At 40.0% G+C, this 16,870-nt stretch carries 19 protein-coding genes and 1 tRNA gene; 5 read left to right on the top strand and 15 right to left on the bottom strand.

Features of this window, described 5'->3' with window-relative positions; all coding sequences use genetic code 11:
- Window positions 1-7 precede the first annotated feature (7 nt).
- The 11 genes from L4F93_RS05340 to L4F93_RS05290 form a co-directional block, all read right to left on the bottom strand.
- Window positions 8-301 carry a hypothetical protein gene (locus tag L4F93_RS05340; RefSeq protein WP_250351452.1) on the bottom strand — a complete coding sequence of 98 codons (294 nt, stop codon included), beginning with the start codon at window positions 299-301 and terminating at the stop codon, window positions 8-10.
- 54 nt (window positions 302-355) lie between these two features.
- A complete protein-coding gene (locus L4F93_RS05335; RefSeq protein WP_250351451.1) occupies window positions 356-1,108 on the bottom strand; it encodes an antA/AntB antirepressor family protein in 753 nt (250 codons plus the stop codon).
- The gene (locus L4F93_RS05330) at window positions 1,105-1,377 is read right to left on the bottom strand and encodes a hypothetical protein (protein ID WP_250351450.1); all 273 of its coding nucleotides are present in this window, start codon (window positions 1,375-1,377) and stop codon (window positions 1,105-1,107) included. Before L4F93_RS05330 ends, L4F93_RS05335 begins: the two co-directional genes overlap by 4 nt.
- A gap of 85 nt (window positions 1,378-1,462) precedes the next feature.
- Window positions 1,463-1,849, bottom strand: coding sequence for a hypothetical protein (locus tag L4F93_RS05325; protein ID WP_250351449.1), 387 nt, complete (start codon window positions 1,847-1,849; stop codon window positions 1,463-1,465).
- 4 nt (window positions 1,850-1,853) lie between these two features.
- Window positions 1,854-2,099 (bottom strand): helix-turn-helix domain-containing protein, encoded by a 246-nt coding sequence (locus tag L4F93_RS05320; protein ID WP_250351448.1) that lies wholly within the window; start codon window positions 2,097-2,099, stop codon window positions 1,854-1,856.
- A gap of 13 nt (window positions 2,100-2,112) precedes the next feature.
- A complete protein-coding gene (locus L4F93_RS05315) occupies window positions 2,113-2,295 on the bottom strand; it encodes a helix-turn-helix transcriptional regulator (protein WP_250351447.1) in 183 nt (60 codons plus the stop codon).
- Window positions 2,296-2,490: 195 nt separating this feature from the next.
- Window positions 2,491-3,417: a hypothetical protein gene (locus tag L4F93_RS05310; protein WP_250351446.1), complete on the bottom strand. Its 927-nt coding sequence runs from the start codon at window positions 3,415-3,417 to the stop codon at window positions 2,491-2,493.
- 13 nt (window positions 3,418-3,430) lie between these two features.
- Window positions 3,431-3,691: a hypothetical protein gene (locus L4F93_RS05305; protein WP_250351445.1), complete on the bottom strand. Its 261-nt coding sequence runs from the start codon at window positions 3,689-3,691 to the stop codon at window positions 3,431-3,433.
- Between the two features lie 151 nt (window positions 3,692-3,842).
- A complete protein-coding gene (locus L4F93_RS05300; protein ID WP_250351444.1) occupies window positions 3,843-4,943 on the bottom strand; it encodes an AAA family ATPase in 1,101 nt (366 codons plus the stop codon).
- A 497-nt stretch (window positions 4,944-5,440) separates the two neighbouring features.
- Window positions 5,441-6,691 carry a tyrosine-type recombinase/integrase gene (locus L4F93_RS05295; RefSeq protein WP_250351443.1) on the bottom strand — a complete coding sequence of 417 codons (1,251 nt, stop codon included), beginning with the start codon at window positions 6,689-6,691 and terminating at the stop codon, window positions 5,441-5,443.
- A 305-nt stretch (window positions 6,692-6,996) separates the two neighbouring features.
- Window positions 6,997-7,091: transfer RNA gene (locus L4F93_RS05290), tRNA-Sec, on the bottom strand.
- 244 nt (window positions 7,092-7,335) lie between these two features.
- Between L4F93_RS05290 and selA the strand changes: the two genes are divergently transcribed.
- Window positions 7,336-8,721: an L-seryl-tRNA(Sec) selenium transferase gene (gene selA, locus L4F93_RS05285; RefSeq protein WP_250351442.1), complete on the top strand. Its 1,386-nt coding sequence runs from the start codon at window positions 7,336-7,338 to the stop codon at window positions 8,719-8,721.
- Entirely contained in the window at window positions 8,718-10,577 is a 1,860-nt protein-coding gene (selB, locus tag L4F93_RS05280; RefSeq protein ID WP_250351441.1) for a selenocysteine-specific translation elongation factor, read from the top strand. The genes selA and selB overlap by 4 nt, the downstream gene beginning before the upstream one ends.
- Window positions 10,578-10,782: 205 nt before the next feature.
- Here selB and cysE read toward each other — a convergent pair whose 3' ends face one another.
- From cysE to L4F93_RS05260, 4 genes are all read right to left on the bottom strand, one after another.
- A complete protein-coding gene (cysE, locus tag L4F93_RS05275) occupies window positions 10,783-11,580 on the bottom strand; it encodes a serine O-acetyltransferase (RefSeq protein ID WP_250351440.1) in 798 nt (265 codons plus the stop codon).
- Between the two features lies 1 nt (window position 11,581).
- Complete coding sequence (gpsA, locus tag L4F93_RS05270) at window positions 11,582-12,595, bottom strand: NAD(P)H-dependent glycerol-3-phosphate dehydrogenase (protein ID WP_250351439.1); 1,014 nt, start codon at window positions 12,593-12,595, stop codon at window positions 11,582-11,584.
- A 167-nt stretch (window positions 12,596-12,762) separates the two neighbouring features.
- Complete coding sequence (gene secB / locus L4F93_RS05265) at window positions 12,763-13,275, bottom strand: protein-export chaperone SecB (RefSeq protein WP_250351438.1); 513 nt, start codon at window positions 13,273-13,275, stop codon at window positions 12,763-12,765.
- 18 nt (window positions 13,276-13,293) lie between these two features.
- Window positions 13,294-13,740 carry a rhodanese-like domain-containing protein gene (locus tag L4F93_RS05260; RefSeq protein WP_250351437.1) on the bottom strand — a complete coding sequence of 149 codons (447 nt, stop codon included), beginning with the start codon at window positions 13,738-13,740 and terminating at the stop codon, window positions 13,294-13,296.
- Between the two features lie 269 nt (window positions 13,741-14,009).
- Between L4F93_RS05260 and L4F93_RS05255 the strand changes: the two genes are divergently transcribed.
- From L4F93_RS05255 to L4F93_RS05245, 3 genes are all read left to right on the top strand, one after another.
- Window positions 14,010-15,323, top strand: a complete 1,314-nt coding sequence (locus tag L4F93_RS05255) for an anaerobic C4-dicarboxylate transporter (RefSeq protein WP_250351436.1) — start codon at window positions 14,010-14,012, stop codon at window positions 15,321-15,323.
- A gap of 145 nt (window positions 15,324-15,468) precedes the next feature.
- Window positions 15,469-16,137, top strand: a complete 669-nt coding sequence (locus L4F93_RS05250) for an NAD(P)H-dependent oxidoreductase (RefSeq protein WP_250351435.1) — start codon at window positions 15,469-15,471, stop codon at window positions 16,135-16,137.
- Between the two features lie 92 nt (window positions 16,138-16,229).
- Window positions 16,230-16,691, top strand: a complete 462-nt coding sequence (locus L4F93_RS05245; protein ID WP_250351434.1) for a DMT family transporter — start codon at window positions 16,230-16,232, stop codon at window positions 16,689-16,691.
- Window positions 16,692-16,870: the final 179 nt, after the last annotated feature.

Here is a 16,870-nt window from a genome sequence, read left to right as displayed (position 1 = left end):
CGCTCGTTCAGTTATCTTCAAATTCCAGTGGAATATTGCGGTTTTTTAGTTTCGGTAATTTTTCCCGTTCCTGTACTTTGTTGAAGAAAGTAAAAATTTCTTGGCTCATTTCTGCGGGTGTAAGGCGATAAGTTGCCACTTCCCAGCCTTCACCTAGTTGGTGATTTTTAAACGACTCTACGGCATTTATTGCCGCATTGCGATGTGAGAATATCCCTAAATCACGTTCTACTTGCGCCCGTTGTTTAAGGTTAATCAAGGTGATATTTGCGCGAAATTTGATGAAGTTGTTATTTGTCATTAGTGTTAATCCTTATCGTAATCTTGGGGTTTTGTCGCTCTTGATATTCCGCCACTAGTGCAATTTATCTTCACGTTCAATTAATCGCTTTAAGTGGCTTTTACGTTGCCTGAATGGTATATCTACCATTAAAAGGCTGGTGTTCGTTTGTTGTAGCAACTTGAGCAAATAAAGCTGCCTTGTGGTAAAACTATCTCGCACATTCGCAATCCCGGTTCTTTCTTTCCAGTGGTGGACGTTTTCGCCAAGAAGTAGGCTATCTAACATTACTTGTTCATTGCTGAAGTGATACGGCTTCAATTCTTTGCCTTGCCGTTGGTAATAGTCCTTTATTGCATCTGTCATTGCTCGATTATGGTCAATCGTGGCAAGCCGTGCTTTGGTTCGCTCTAAGGTGTTGCGGTGAATATTCGGTGCAACCTGTGCGAATTGCTTTTCTGCCTCAATAAAGTGCTGGCGGATTGCGTGGCCCACTTCGTTTTTTTCCAATAAACAAAGATGTTTCGCCATATCGAAAGTAATAACGTAATCTTTGCTTCGCATATTCCCGCCTTTTTGATTTGATAATTTTGTCAAATCAATGGCGGAATTTTGTACAATAAAATCTTGTCCTTCGATAAATTGGCATTGTTTAATACGTTTTTTAATCCACGTTGAATATTCTTGCTTTGAACCCAAAGCTTTATGCAAATTACGAGAATTTACGCAATTTATTTCCTTGTGGTGGAATTGGTGCGTTACTGGCTCAAGCAGTAAATTGAGCGCATTAGCTTCTAAATTCGCTTGTAAGTGTTGATTATTGTTCATTGGGTTAATTCCTTTTGGTGTAGCTTGGTTAATTTTGCAAGTTGGCATTTAGCTCTATATAGTCCGTGCTGATAAGTTTCGTTATTGGGGTAATTCAATACATCATTTTCTAGCGTGCTAATTCGCTCACTGAGCAACGTTATGACCTCGTCTAATGGATATGGCTCGTTATCATCATAAGGGCTCATAAATCGCAATAGCGGGCGTTTTTCTAAATAGTGTTCAATTGCTTCACTCAATAACGCTGTTTTAGCAATTCGGCATTTCATTATTGCAATCTCCCTGTTGGTGGAAGTTGTGCTTGGTGGAATAATTGAGGAAATACCGCATTTTCTAATTGGTGTTCGGTCATTACTAATCTTCCTCTTGTTCAAGGTTAATTAAGGCGTGTAGGTGGGTTTCTGCCTCGGTAAGGTTATCAAGTGCAAGTTCTATAATTTCATCTGCTGATAATACTTGGCCACGTTTATTTGTTACCGCCCCACCTTGATTTATGACAATTTCTAACAAGGTTTTTGCTTGCTCGATTTTCTCGGCTAGTTCTAGCGTTTCAATTTCCGCCAGCCTTGCAATGGTATTGATAGGTTTAAAAATCCCCATATGGCTAATTGGTTTTGATTTACCGTTCTCAGTGGTAGAGACGGCATTATTTCCACCAGCGTTAGCTAATTCTTTAATCTGTGGGATAAGTCCTTTAATTTCGCCTAATTTGATTTTTGCTTTAGTTTCTTGTGCTGCCATTTTGTTAATCCTGTGGTGTTGAATGTAGGGTATAAACCCCTATGCCTTTGTGTTTTACTCCTGCGTGATCTAATTCGTCTTGCGTGCTAGTGGAAATGTCATAACCTTTGGCTCGCAGTTCCATAATGCGAGGTGCAGGGCTACAAATTCCCATCGCTCTAAATTCTAGTGTTGAGCAAGAACCTTGTTTTAATCGCTGGATAATCGCTATTTGTTGCGTGTGCTTGCTAGTGTCGGTGATTTGTTGCATTGTCTGCCCCTCCCTATGCTTCAAGGCTCGCTAAATAGGCTTTAACGCTGCTTTCTGGATAACGGCTACAAGTGCCAAGTTTTACCCGTCTTAATTTGCCTGCACGAACAAGGCGATCAACGGTAGAACGTGAGCCAATGCCTAAATCAGTAAGTTCTTTTTGTGTGTAATGTTTTTCGATTGGTTGATTTTCCATAACTTCCCCTTTGGTGTGATAGTGATATGGTTCTGGGTTCACCCTCGTAAGTCTTGGGCTTGGTGGGGATTATGGAAAAGGTGGGAGTTTGCTTCAATTAGTTGATTTTTAAATTAAAAATTCGTTTTTAAATAAGACTTAATTAAAAAGAAAAAGCCCCTAATTTGAAAATTCTTAGGGGCTTATTTAAAAAGGCTATTTCTGTTTGGGTGGGAATGGTGATTTGTTGTTTATCCTTAACTTTTCATCAATTAAGCGATCAAAAGTTGGATATTGAATATCTGCTTGCCTTATCCCTTTTTCTCTTAAATCGGCATTAAGAGCCTCAAAAAGTGCATTTCTGCTTTGATAGTTAGGATAACAATTCATCACTAACAATGAGAATAAATCTCTTTGGGCTTGGCTTATTCTATTGTCTTGATTAGCTATGGGTTGATTTAACTGATTTTTATTCTGTTGAAGCTGTTCAATTTGAGCATCTAGTTCTTTAATGTAATTATCTTTATTTTTTATTACTGCGCTTTGATCAAGTTGAGCAATTTGAGTTTTTTCTGATTGTTTAAGCTCTCTTGTTTTTTCTGCTATCTGTTCAAATTGCCTTAATCTAACTAATGTTTCTCTAAGGTTTTCTTCGAGTTTTATATTCTCCGCTTCTAAACATAAATTTTGCTTTTCTAGCTCTTCTATCCTTGTTTCATCTTGATGCCACTGATTAGAGAAACTTTTATCTTTTCTTTCAGTACACACAACACTTTGCAAACTAGGTAATGGCCATTCATAGCCATATTTTAGAGCAAATATTTCTGCACTCTTTCTATCAATACTTGCCTCAAAAATGCCATTAAACTCATCAAACGCGTGTATTTCTGAATTTGCCAGTTCTCCGTCTAATATTTTTTCTTCTAAGGTATGAAGCATCGGGTAAAAATTTATATCTTTAGAACTTGCATAATTAGCAGGCGAAATGCCTTGGAATAATGCGATACACTCATAAAAATTAAGCGTTTTTCTTGGTAAATACGGCTTTAAATCACCTTGAACGATGACTTTCTTTTTTATGGCAACTCCTAACGCTTTTTCAATATCTGCTTTTTTAATTAAAAGATTGCTTCTCAAATCCATAATGCCTCCTAGCTTAAAATGGAACCTCATCAAGACTGTCCAAATAGTCTTTTAATCTTAGATCAAGAGCTTTTAGCAAAACTGGCTCAGTGGATTTCAATATTCTTGGCTTTATTCCAGATACATTTTCATAAAGATAACAGTCATTGCCTTGTAAAGTCCCGAGCAAATCCCTAAGTGCTTTTTCTCGATCGTTTTCATTGAAAGGCAAAGCCCATTCAATAAGCTCTTCAATAGAAATGAATTGGTTTTGAATATAGGAATTTTTACCCATAAAACGCCCCTATACGTTGCCCTATTTGTTGTTGGTGGAAGTGCAACAGGAAAGCAAATAGGGTTACTTTCTTTTCAAACGGGTTAATTACGCCCGTTCTAGTTGCACTTTAATTTGAGTTATTAAGGAATAGTTAATAACTGAAAAGCATTTATTCGTTGCTATGAAAGCAATTTTCTTTGATCCACGTCTGAAAATGTGGATTATTTATTTTAATCGCTTTGTTTGCGTCTCGGGTGATAAGTTCTTTTTTCTCGAGCTTTCTTAGTTGCCCTTGAATTGAGCTTGAACTCACTTCATCAACGCCTATTTTCTGCGCTAAATTCTCCCTTGTGGCTTTTTTGTAAGGTGTGGTTTCACCTTGTGCGGCAAGTTTTAAAATTTCACGCTCTAACAGGCTTAAACTGCCCCATTCTTTACCCACTTCGCTCAAGTCTGCCATTTGTGATAGTCGATAATCTGCCGCTTCTTCCAGGGTCAAATTATGGTTAATAATCATATCCTGCGCAATAGAGCGCATATATAACGGCGTAAAGTGAAAACGCTCAAACAGGTGATAAAAGTCATCTTTATCAATCGTCTTTCCCGTTCTATCGTGGTAAATATCCGCCAAAAAGTCCGTAAAAGCGCGGTCGAGATGTGGGAAATCTATCGCGTGGGCAAAATGAAAAAACGGCGCTTTGTTATCATTAAACATTAAGCGCAAGCCGTTTGTGCTGCTACCTGTAAAAATCACTTTAATTTTATTTTGATTGACATCAAGCCCAGTCCGCAACGACTGAATAAAATCCGCATTGCCTTTTTCCCTTGCAAGCTCTTGTACTTCATCAAGTAGCATTAGAACGGGCTTCTTGGATTTCTCCGCCAATTCATTTAATAATCCGCTAGCGGTAACAGATAACGCTGCTTTATGGCTTTCTAGCTCAATGCCAACGCCTAGCACATCAACGCTTTTCAGTTGCTTTATGGCTTGCGTGAATTTGTTTGCGCCACTGGTAACGCTATCTAAAAACTGGAGAAGCTGAGCATTAAACGCCTTTCTCATTTCGCCATCAGATTTTTCCATAAAGCTAAAATAAAACACATTAAAGCCCATTTCTTCCGCCAGTGGCTTAATATCATTGAGCAAAAATTGCGTTTTCCCCATACGGCGAGGGGCAAATAATGTTAATGCGTGCATAATGCCATCTTTTAGGCTAATTAATAGACGGCTTGCCAGCTCACTTCTTGGAAAATAAAGCGGATCGCGCATTTCATCCCTCTTTTATATAAAATTATACAAGATGAATATAATTATATAGCGTAAATATAATTTTGTATATTGTCTCTCCTTGCGTCATTATACGCCCACATAAATCAAAAGCCAATTATTTGGCTGTGATTTTATCCAGTAAATAAAAAAGCCACAAAAAACTGTAATAGCGATTGCATAGGGTTTCTGTGGTGGTAGTTAGCTTTGTTTCTGTGAACTTTTCCACCACCCTACCTACGCAAAAGGCACTCAATAGGACAAAACACCCCAAAAATAGGACAAAATAGGCTCAAAATAGGACAAAATGACCTTAAAATAGGACAATTTTTGATTATTAATTAATCTATTTTTATTATAAGGTATTGATATTATTATATATGTAATTTTCCATTGTCCTATTGTCCTATAAAAAAATGCTCTCCTAATATGTAAAAATTTTTTCAGTGAAAAACGAACAAAAAAAGCCAGTGTAATCACTGGCTCTTGTGGTGGTGGAATTAAACAAAAGGCTTAGGTGCAAGGCTTTCTAAATAATCGCCCCAATCTTGCAACATTGCCGCACGTTGCTCTAAATACTTCGCTTTATTGTAAATCTCCCTTATGCGGTCTTTTCCCTTGTGTGAGAGGGCTTTTTCTATCCAATCCGCATTATAATCACGCTCATTCAAAGAAGTGCTTATTAAGTGCCTTATGCCGTGCGTAGTAAGTTTTCCCTTGCCAAGGGTCTTTACTATCGCATTGCGCATTGCCTCAATCGTAATATGTCCTGATTTTGCATTTACGCTAGGAAACACAAATTCACTATTTAAACTAAGTGCGGTGCTAATTTCTCGCATTTTCTGCAATACCGCCACCGCTTGCCGTGAAAGTGTTACAATATGCAACCGTCCGCCCTTTAAGTTCTTATTACCTTTCTGCACACGATACGCCCAAAGGCTTTGACTAAAATCAATATCTTCCCATCTTGCCCCCGCTATCTCTGATGGTCGTCCACCAGTTAAAAGCACTAATAACACAGCATAGAAAGAAAACGGGCTAAAGCGATTGTTCTCTTTGGCTTGGTAAAATGCCGTTATAAAGCTCTCTAGCTCTTCTGGTTCGATTGTGTTCATTCCTTGCGGTGTTGGCTTAGTGAACTCCTTGCCAATCTTAGCAAGGTTATTTGTGGGGATAATCCCACGGTGTAGGGCATAAGTCATCACTTCATTAATTTTAGTGATTACCTTGGATAATTCTGTGTATTTGCCCGCTAATTCCAACGGTTTAAGCGCATTGATTGCCATTAAAGGAGTTATCTCTCGTATAGGATAATTGCCAAGTAGTGGGAGGATATGGCGATTAAATCGCTTCCAAGTGTCTTGTGCGGTGCGTTCTGAAAAGTCAGGCTTTAGCTTCCTATCTTCAAACCAATTTAACGCCACTTTCTCAAAGGTGTTATTAATTCCCTCCGCTTGTAACTGGCTTTGCTGTTGTTCATAGTCTTTTGGATCAATTCCTTGCGCTAATAGGGCTTGATATTCATCACGCTTAGCCCGTGCTTGCGCAAGTGAGATAGCAGGATAATGCCCTATCGTCTTTTTGGTTCGCTTCTTAGTACGTGGATTAGTGTATTTAAAATGCCATATCTTAGATTGAGACAATGCCACCACAATAAAAAGCCCGTTACCATCGCTTAAGGTGATTTCTTTATTGTCGGCTCTCGCCTTTCTAATCTGTGTGTCTGTTAGTTGCTGTGTTTTTCTTGCCATAGTATCAACCTTTAAAAAATTGTACCAAGAAAAAACAACCACTTTGCCACCTATCGGCATAATTTAACCATATGAAAATAAATAATTTTTCGGATAATTGTACCAAGATTTTTATTGCCTAAATCATTGCTTTTGGGAGTAACGTAGCGAATTTTTAAAATCTTGGTACAATTCTTGGTACAATTATATTGCGTTATAGAGATTTACGGGGACGCAATCAGACGCATACAATATCGCCAAAGGCTAGATTTTACAAGGATTTTTGAAGCAGTGAGATTTATGTAGAGACGTGTAGAACAGTGGATTGGCGGAAGATAATGGGAGTCGAACCCACCCAAGATTGCTGGCAACCTTAACAGGATTTGAAGTCCTGCCGTTTCACCGGAAACGCCTATCTTCCAACAGTTTGCTCACTTTAAAGGAAATTTGTTGATTATTCAAGCCTATGTGAAAGTAAAATTATCGGTCCACATTTTATTGTTATTTTAATGTGCAATAACATAAGATCATTTTAGTAAAGTGCTACCGAAAAACACACCAATGCCATATCCTTTCAACATCTCTCGGCAAGACTTCCAGTTAAAAGCTGAATTTTTGATTAAAAAACAGTATGATTACAAGTAAAAGTTTACTAGGACGATAAAATGAGCAGCCTTTTTCAACACCTTCCTTCAATAGATAAATTGTTAAAACAGCGTGAAATTGCCCCACTGATTACAATGTTCGGTCATCGTGCGGTGGTTAATGTATGTCGAAAATTCCTTGAAGATGCCCGTTCTCAGATAAAAAAAACACAAACACTTCCTGATATTTTTCTTAATCAGGAAAACTTGCTTACCGAAATTCAGCGAACCCTCACCATACAACAACAAGTAAAAATTCAACCTGTGCATAATTTAACGGGAACTGTTTTACATACGAATTTAGGTCGGGCTTTGTGGGCTGAGGCTGCACAGCAAGCCGCATTATTAACGATGCAAGAAAATGTCGCATTAGAATATGACTTGCTCGCCGGAGAACGTAGCCACCGCGATAAGTATATTAGTGAGCTATTATGTGAGCTTACCGGAGCAGAAGCCGCTTGCGTGGTGAACAACAATGCGGCAGCCGTGTTACTAATGTTAGCTACCTTTGCAGCGGGTAAAGAAGTGGTTATTTCTCGTGGTGAGCTAATTGAAATTGGCGGTTCGTTCCGTATCCCTGATATTATGCAACAAGCAGGCTGTAAGCTAATTGAAGTTGGTACAACAAATCGCACCCATTTAACTGATTATCGCCGTGCGATCAACGAAAATACTGCCTTTTTAATGAAAGTTCATAGTAGTAATTACCAAATTTGTGGCTTTACACATTCTGTCAGCGAAGCCGAATTAGCACAACTTGGTCAGGAAATGAATGTGCCTGTGGTAACCGATTTAGGCAGTGGGGCATTGGTGGATCTTTCACAATATGGCTTGCCGAATGAACCCACCGTACAAGAAAAATGGCAGCAAGGTGTGGATTTAATCTCATTTTCTGGGGATAAATTGCTAGGTGGTCCACAGGCAGGCATTATTGTTGGAAAAAAAGAATTTATCGATCAACTACAAGCGCATCCACTCAAGCGCGCATTACGCTGTGATAAAGTCATTTTAGCAGGATTAGAGGCAACGTTGCGTTTATATCTTCAACCTGAAAAATTGACAGAGAAACTGACGAGTTTGCACTTACTCACGCAGCCTGTCTCCGTATTACACCAACAAGCAGAAATACTGAAAGTGCGGTTGGAAAATCAGTTAGATTTTGCCTATACCGTCCGTGTGGAACAAAGCCAAGCACAAATTGGCAGTGGTGCCCAACCCCTCGCCACACTCCCTTCCATTGCGGTAACCATAGAAGAAAAAACATCGCAAAAATTGACCGCACTTCTTGAACGCTTCAAACAACTCCCCCAGCCTATCATTGGGCGAATTGAACAAAATAAATTATGGCTCGATCTACGTAGTCTTGCCAATTTTGAACGTTTATTAAATACCGTGGAGCAACTATGATTATTGTTACCTCAGGCCACGTCGATCACGGCAAAACCGCTTTGTTACGCGCTTTAACGGGTACTGATGCAGATCGCTTGCCAGAAGAAAAGAAACGCGGAATGACGATTGATTTAGGTTATGCCTATTTACCTTTACCACAGAAAACGCTGGGTTTTATTGATGTGCCGGGACACGAAAAATTTCTCTCAAATATGCTTGCCGGGCTAGGCGGAGTAGATTATGCAATGCTTATCGTTGCCGCAGATGAAGGTATCCAGCCACAAACCGCAGAACATCTCGCCATTTTACGCCTATTGCATTTTAAGCAAATTATTGTTGTGATCACAAAAGCGGATAAAGTCAGCGAAACACATATTGCAAACACCAAGCAACAACTGATGCAAACATATCCATTTTTGGAAGAAAGCGCTTTTTTCATTACTTCCGCTTATACAGGGCAAGGTATTGCCGAATTACAAGCACATTTAGCAAATTTGCCTTCTCTTTCTGATAACCAGCTGCCTTTCCGTTATGCGATTGATCGCATTTTTACGATTAAAGGGGCAGGAACTGTGGTAACCGGCACGGCATTCAGTGGGCGTATTGCTACGAATGAAGAACTGTACTTATCCACAGGAAAAAAAGTGCGTATTAAAAATATCCATAGCCAAGATCTACCATCAATGGTTGGAGAGGCTGGGCAACGTTTAGCCTTAAATATTCAAACCGATGTAGAACGGACTGAAATTCAGCGTGGAGACTGGCTTTTCTCTCATCCTCCAACAGTTGCCACTGATCGCATTACCGTAGAAATCGAAGCGGCACAATGGATACAAGAAAGCCAAGCGGTGCATAGTTATCACGCCGCCTCGCATACAACAGGTAAACTCACATTGCTCGAAAATAAACAACTTTATCCACAGCAAAAAGCCCTAGCAGAACTCACTTTACAAGATCCATTATACTTAACCTATAACGATAAATTAATTTTACGTACAGGCGATGCCAAATCCTTATTAGCCGGCGCAAGGGTGATTGAAATTCACTCGCCAAAACGTTACAAGCGTACTGAAGTGCGGTTGAATTTTTTACATCATTTACTCACAACGCAAAACGTAGCTGAACGTTTAAGTTGCTATTTACAACATCGCCCAATGCCACTTACGGAATTAGCGTGGTTAGCACAACGTAAAGAAGAGGATTTACCCGATTTACTTGCAGAACGTCATATCCAAACCCGGCAAGGGTGGGCATTTACGCGTAGTTATCAACAACAGCAAAGTGAAAAATTAATCGCCACATTGACGGATTACCACCAGCAATCTCCCGATCAACTTGGCTTAAGCAAAGCACGTTTATATCGCATTGCGGCTATTCATCAGCCTGAAACCTTAATTTATCATTTTATTGCTGACTTATTAGCCCAAGAGAAGCTTCAGCAAACGCGCGGTTGGTTGCATTTACCAGAACATAAAATTCGTTTTAATACAGGAGAACAGCAGTTATGGCAACAAGTCCTCACGCATTTTGAACAACAGCACGGACAAGCATTATGGGTGCGAGATTTAGCGAATTTACTGGATTTAGATGAAAGCACGATGCGTAATTTTCTTTATAAAGCAGGGAAATTGGGCTATTTAACGCCTATTGTACGAGATCGTTTTATGCTTACGGAAACCCTGTATGCGTATGCCCATTGGGTAAAAAATGCTATCTTGGAGAAGGGAGGCATTTCAGTAAATCAACTCCGCGATGAATTACAATGGGGCAGAAAAATGACGGTACAACTTATGGAATATTTCGATCGCTGTGGTTTTTTACGCCGTAAGGGAAATGTGCATTTATTACGAGATGGCGATCTCTTTGATTACTAACCATAAAACACAAGTGCGGTGAAAAATGGAGAAATTTATCACCGCACTTTTCTTAAATGCAAACACATTTTTATTGCCATTTATTTTTTCATCAATCCTTTTGCAAGCGGGATAAGACAACCTCCTCACAACGTCCATTTATTTCAAACTAAAGCAACGATAAAGCAGATCAAGTATCAACCTATGTTGAACCTGTGTTATTCCACTAAATATTTAAATTGATTTTCTCATCAATAAAACATTGATCCATTTCAAATGCCGGTTTTGCTGCTTTATCTTTACCAATGGTTTTTGAAGGGACACCCGCAACAGTGGTATATTCAGGGACGGGTTGTAACACCACAGAATTGGCGCCAATTTTGGCATAACGCCCAATTTCAATATTACCGAGAATTTTTGCCCCAGCTCCAATCATCACCCCCTCCCTTACTTTTGGATGACGATCACCAGATTCTTTACCCGTTCCGCCTAGGGTAACGCCTTGTAGAATAGACACATCGTTTTCGATGACAGAGGTTTCGCCTACCACAATGCCAGTGGCGTGATCGAACATAATGCCACAGCCTATTTGTGCAGCGGGGTGAATATCCACATCAAACGCAACAGAAATTTCATTTTGTAAATAAATCGCCAACGCTTTACGATTTTGTTGCCATAAATAATGGGTAATACGGTAACTTTGTAAAGCGTGAAAACCTTTTAAATATAATAACGGCGTTGTCCATAATTCCACTGCGGGATCCCGTTGACGCACCGCACGAATATCGCAAGCCGCACTGCCAATGATATCAGGTTCTGCTTGGTAGGCATCTTCAATAATTTCACGCAAGGTGATCGCGGGCATAATGGGATTTGCTAATTTATTAGCTAAAATATAACTTAATGCGTTACCAAGATTCTGGTGTTTTAGAATAGTGGAATGAAAAAAACTCGCGAGCATTGGCTCACATTCCGCTAATTCTTTTGCTTCTTGACGGATTAAACGCCAAACTTCAACAGGCATTTTATTCTCCTTTTCGTTCTCGACCAAGCAAACTAGATACCACGTCTTTGGCATTTTTAGCACAAAATAGGACTTGGTAAATTTGTTCGGTAATTGGCATTTCTACACCTTGTCGCTGAGCAAGTAAATAGGTTTCTTTGGTGTTATAAAATCCTTCCACCACCTGACCAATTTCAGCTAATGCCTGCTCGGTGTTTTGCCCCTGACCAAGCATTAACCCAAAGCGACGATTACGCGATTGGTTATCGGTACAAGTTAGTACTAAATCACCTAAGCCCGACATTCCCATAAATGTATTAGGGTTTGCCCCGAGTGATTCACCTAATCGGCTAATCTCCGCTAACCCCCGTGTAATCAAGGCAGTACGCGCATTTGCACCAAATCCCATTCCGTCTGACATTCCAGCCCCAATGGCAATCACATTTTTAATAGCTCCGCCAAGCTGAACACCGATCATATCTTGATTAAGATAAACACGAAAATGTTTACTGCAATGAATACGCGCTTGAAATTCTTGGGCAAACGCCAGATCGTGAGAAGCTAAGGTGATTGCCGTTGGCAGCCCTTGCGCAAGCTCTTTGGCAAAAGTTGGGCCAGATAAAACAGCTAATGGATATTGCGTGCCAAGTTTTTCTTCTACCACCTGTTGCAATAAACGCCCTGTATCTCGTTCTAAACCTTTCGTCGCCCAAACAATTCGATGCTCTGGCTGTAAGTGCGGTCGGATTTTTTCTAAAACTTCGCCAAAAACGTGGCTAGGTACAACAATCAATAAATCTCGTGATTTTTGCACCGCACTCGCTAAATTCGTTTCAATTTGTAATGCTTCAGGAAACGGAATATCTGGTAAAAAAGACTGATTACAACGTGTATCCGCCAACGCTTGCATATGTTCGGCATTATGTCCCCAAAGATAAGTAGGAGAACCGTTACGAGAGAAACTGATTGCCAATGCCGTCCCGTAAGATCCTGCGCCAATGACAGTAATGGGTGAATTGGAAATATTGTTGTGCATTAATCATCTCCATAATCAAAAAAGTTAATAGCACGGAGTATATAGTAGGGCTGAGTTTAACCTACTTGAATGAAGCTGGGAATAGCATTTTTAGATACACAGATTAACCGTGGGGAGCTGGTCAGTCATTTTTATAAAAAAGTGGGTCTTTCACCCACTTATTTTGATTAATTAACCGTTTCTGGTTTCTCGTCCTGTGCTTGCTCCGCTTGCTGACGCTCTAAATATTCCATAAAGAGTGCATCAAAGTTTACAGGAGAAAGATTTAATGGCGGGAAAGTGCCACGGTTTACAAGGCTTGCAATTAATTCACGCGCGTAAGGGAACAGCATATTTGGGCATTGTGAAGTTAAGCAATGGGCAAGTTGAACGCCTTCCAACCCACTTACTGTGAACACACCTGCTTGTTTTACTTCACAAATAAACGCCACATCACCACTTTCTTCAAGGGTGGTTTCGGTGGAAATGTTTAAACAGACCTCATAAAGATCTTCACCTAATTCAACCACTTCTGTGTTTAAATCAAAAGAAAGTTGAGGTTTCCATTCTTGTTGGAAAATATGGGGAAGATTCGGCGCTTCAAAAGAGACATCTTTAATATAGATACGTTGAATTTGTAATACAGCTTCTGTTTGTTGTTCTTGTGCTTCCGTTGCAACTTCTTGATTTTGCTCAGTCATTTTCTATTCCTCTATGAGTTATTTATCTTTTTTCACTAATGGCAAATTCGCTGAACGCCAACCTGCAATCCCTTCTTTTAACGCGTACACTTCGCGAAATCCTTGTTTAGCCAAAAGCTCTGCGGAAGTGCCTGCAGCCATTCCCGTGGCACACACAACCACAACGGGCTTGTCTTTATGCTGTTCAATTTTACCAATATTCTGATTTTTAATTTCGCTAGGTAATAAATGAATGCTGTGAATAATATGCCCACGTTCAAACTCATCAAGAGTACGCACATCAATTACTGTCGCCTCTTTATTATTCATTAAGCTAACGATCTCGGCATTCTCAATGGTTTTCACTTTGGTGGTGAACGCCTTGAAATAGGTGTAAATAACGAGAAAAAATACGGCTATCCAAGAAATAACCATTAATGTGTGATTTTTTGCAAAGGCGGTTGCCATCGGTAGAAATTCTTGCATTTTACTCTCTATGTTTTAGTTCAAAATAAAGGCTTAAGTATAACCGCACTTTATTCATCTTTCAAAGAAACTCTGCGAAATTCCTCACTTGTTAAGGTAGGTTTTATTCTAAATCAATGAATAAATAAAAATAATTAGAGCTTATATAGCGATTCACCGCGTTTATTGCTATATTATTGCGCGATTTTAAAGAGATTTTTCTCTTTTCATCATTGTATGTTCTTTTTGCAAAGAAATTATCTAATCCATATATTAAAAGAGGTTCGATTATGTTTTTTCTCCAATTTGCCATCGTATTGGTGTGCATTTTGATTGGTGCGCGCATTGGCGGTATCGGCTTGGGAGTGATGGGCGGTATGGGGCTTGCTATCCTCTCTTTTGGCTTCGGCTTAGCGCCTGCGGGTTTACCGATTAATGTAATGCTAATGATTATGGCGGTCGTTTCTGCCGCAGCAGCAATGCAAGCCGCAGGTGGTTTAGATTATATGATCAAAATCGCCACCAATATTTTACGTAAACACCCGAAATACATCACCTTTATTGCGCCTGCAGTAACTTGGACATTCACCGTATTAGCAGGAACAGGTCACGTGGCTTATTCTGTATTACCGGTGATTGCAGAAGTAAGTCGCCACAATGGTGTGCGTCCTGAACGTCCGCTTTCAATGGCGGTAATTGCTTCACAATTTGCCATTGTCGCTAGCCCGATTGCTGCTGCGGTGGTTGCGGTGGTTGCTTATCTTGAGCCACAAGGCATTCACTTAGGTGATGTATTAATGGTAACCATACCTTCAACCATTTTAGGCTTAGCACTTGCTTGTATTTTCGTCAATAAAATGGGTAAAGAATTAAAAGATGACCCAGAATATCAACGTTTATTACAAGATCCTGAGTATGTAAAAGAAAACCATACAGATGTTAATCCTGACAACATTCAATTAAAACCAACTGCGAAATTATCTGTCGGTTTATTCTTATTTGGTGCGTTATTAGTAGTATTAATGGGGGCATTCCCTGGCTTACGTCCAGTTTTTGATGGCAAACCAATGGGAATGGCACACGCCATTGAAATCGTGATGCTGACTGTGGGAGCATTAATCATTTTAACTTGTAAACCAAATGGTAACGCCATTACACAAGGTTCCGTGTTCCACGCGGGAATGCGTGCTGTTATCGCTATTTTTGGTATTGCGTGGTTAGGTGATACCCTGATGCAAGCGCATATGGTGGAAGTCAAAGAAAGTGTGAAAGTGTTGGTTGAAACCGCACCTTGGACCTTTGCTATTGCACTATTTGTGCTTTCTGTTTTAGTAAATAGCCAAGGCGCAACAGTTGCCACTTTATTCCCAGTTGGGATTGCATTGGGCATTCCAGCACCTGTGTTAATTGGGGTATTTGTTGCGGTAAATGGTTACTTCTTCATTCCAAATTACGGTCCAATCATTGCCTCAATTGACTTTGATACCACAGGAACAACACGTATTGGTAAATATATTTTCAACCATAGCTTTATGCTACCGGGGCTATTAAGTATGGCATTCAGCCTTGCGTTTGGCTTGTTGTTCGCAAATATTTTGCTGTAATTTTTTACCGCACTTTATGCTATCAACTGGGGGCGTTGCTCCCAGTTTTTTTATGCCCTCATTCTGATACAAAAAGTTAGCTATGGCATTCCTTGCCAAACTTTCGCATAATATGGCCAGCTTTTTTAACAAGAGGAATATAATAATGACGATTTCCAAACAACAAATTCTTGATGCTTACCATTTTCGCCACGCGTGCAAACAATACGATCCCACAAAGAAAATCAGTGAGGAAGATTTTCGCTTTATCCTTGAAACCGCACGTCTTTCGCCAAGTTCCTTTGGATTTGAGCCGTGGAAATTTTTAGTGATTGAAAATCAGCATATTAAAGAACTTATCCGCGATACCGCGTGGGGAGCGAAAGATAAAATTATGGATTGTAGCCATTTTGTCGTCATCCTCGTTCGCCAACCCCAAACTCTCCTAGCAGATGGCGAATATGTCCCACATATTATGCGTGATGTGCATCATATCCCTGAAGATGCCCTTAAATTGCGTCAAGGTTTTTATCGCAACTTTACAGAAAACGATTTTGCGCTCACCGACAATCCCGTTGCGTTTTATCATTGGGCTTGCCGTCAAAGTTATATCGCCTTAGGCAATATGCTCACTAGCGCGGCAATGATTGGCATTGATAGCACCCCGATTGAGGGCTTTCCGCTAGAAAAAATGAATGATCTTTTTGTTGCAGAAGGGTTATACCGTGCAGATGAATACAAGCTCAGCGTGATGGCAGCATTTGGCTATCGCGTAAATGCACCGCGAGAAAAAACACGCCAAGCATTTGACGAAATTGTCGAATGGGTAAAATAAAAACCCCGTAAAATCCTACCGCACTTTATCCTATCAATAAAAATAAAGTGCGGTGCAAATTTTCTTCTTTTTAATCATTCTTTGGAATAGGTATGCTCATTTCATTTATTCTGATTGCACTTTGTGCAGGCGTTGCCCTTGCCACGCAAGCCGCGATTAATAGCCAACTGGCAGGATCATTAATGGGACAACCCGTGGTGGCCGCATTGATTTCTTTTGCGATGGGAACCCTATTGCTGCTTTTTATTTGTTGGTGGAAAGCTGATTTATTCACTACCTTACAACAAGTGCCAAAACAACCAATATGGAAACTCATTGGTGGCCCGCTCGGTGCGTTAGTGGTCTTCACAACCATTTTTCTCGCCCCTAAAATGGGCGTAACAAATATGCTGTTTTTCATCATTATCGGGCAACTTATTGCCGCAGCGGTGATTGATCATTTTGGCTTGATTGGTATGACAAGTCGTCCAATCCAAATCTGGCAAATAATTGGCTTTGTGTTTATGGGCGCTGGATTAGTGCTATTTTTCTTTGGCAAAAAATTGTTTGGCTAGCTTTCAACACATCGATCGATAAGTGCTATCCTCATCTCAGGTAAAAATACTGTAAAAAATTACCGCACTTCTTCATTGCCTTCCTATTTTCCCGTAATGGCGGGCTGGTGTGTCCGCCTAAAAAATATTGCCACACAAGCAATGTAAAGGCGGTCATTTGGAAATGAGTTAGGATTTCC

The organism is Avibacterium sp. 20-132, from assembly GCF_023611925.1.
Taxonomy (GTDB): Bacteria; Pseudomonadota; Gammaproteobacteria; order Enterobacterales; family Pasteurellaceae; genus Avibacterium.
Note: the sequence above shows the minus strand (reverse complement) of the source record. Positions and strands in the feature narration are given on the sequence as shown.

Coding starts and splice junctions, on each gene's coding strand:
- L4F93_RS05340 (WP_250351452.1), bottom strand. CDS start 301: ATGACAAATAACAACTTCATCAAATTTCGCGCAAATATCACCTTGATT.
- L4F93_RS05335 (WP_250351451.1), bottom strand. CDS start 1,108: ATGAACAATAATCAACACTTACAAGCGAATTTAGAAGCTAATGCGCTC.
- L4F93_RS05330 (WP_250351450.1), bottom strand. CDS start 1,377: ATGAAATGCCGAATTGCTAAAACAGCGTTATTGAGTGAAGCAATTGAA.
- L4F93_RS05325 (WP_250351449.1), bottom strand. CDS start 1,849: ATGGCAGCACAAGAAACTAAAGCAAAAATCAAATTAGGCGAAATTAAA.
- L4F93_RS05320 (WP_250351448.1), bottom strand. CDS start 2,099: ATGCAACAAATCACCGACACTAGCAAGCACACGCAACAAATAGCGATT.
- L4F93_RS05315 (WP_250351447.1), bottom strand. CDS start 2,295: ATGGAAAATCAACCAATCGAAAAACATTACACACAAAAAGAACTTACT.
- L4F93_RS05310 (WP_250351446.1), bottom strand. CDS start 3,417: ATGGATTTGAGAAGCAATCTTTTAATTAAAAAAGCAGATATTGAAAAA.
- L4F93_RS05305 (WP_250351445.1), bottom strand. CDS start 3,691: ATGGGTAAAAATTCCTATATTCAAAACCAATTCATTTCTATTGAAGAG.
- L4F93_RS05300 (WP_250351444.1), bottom strand. CDS start 4,943: ATGCGCGATCCGCTTTATTTTCCAAGAAGTGAGCTGGCAAGCCGTCTA.
- L4F93_RS05295 (WP_250351443.1), bottom strand. CDS start 6,691: ATGGCAAGAAAAACACAGCAACTAACAGACACACAGATTAGAAAGGCG.
- selA (WP_250351442.1), top strand. CDS start 7,336: ATGAGCAGCCTTTTTCAACACCTTCCTTCAATAGATAAATTGTTAAAA.
- selB (WP_250351441.1), top strand. CDS start 8,718: ATGATTATTGTTACCTCAGGCCACGTCGATCACGGCAAAACCGCTTTG.
- cysE (WP_250351440.1), bottom strand. CDS start 11,580: ATGCCTGTTGAAGTTTGGCGTTTAATCCGTCAAGAAGCAAAAGAATTA.
- gpsA (WP_250351439.1), bottom strand. CDS start 12,595: ATGCACAACAATATTTCCAATTCACCCATTACTGTCATTGGCGCAGGA.
- secB (WP_250351438.1), bottom strand. CDS start 13,275: ATGACTGAGCAAAATCAAGAAGTTGCAACGGAAGCACAAGAACAACAA.
- L4F93_RS05260 (WP_250351437.1), bottom strand. CDS start 13,740: ATGCAAGAATTTCTACCGATGGCAACCGCCTTTGCAAAAAATCACACA.
- L4F93_RS05255 (WP_250351436.1), top strand. CDS start 14,010: ATGTTTTTTCTCCAATTTGCCATCGTATTGGTGTGCATTTTGATTGGT.
- L4F93_RS05250 (WP_250351435.1), top strand. CDS start 15,469: ATGACGATTTCCAAACAACAAATTCTTGATGCTTACCATTTTCGCCAC.
- L4F93_RS05245 (WP_250351434.1), top strand. CDS start 16,230: ATGCTCATTTCATTTATTCTGATTGCACTTTGTGCAGGCGTTGCCCTT.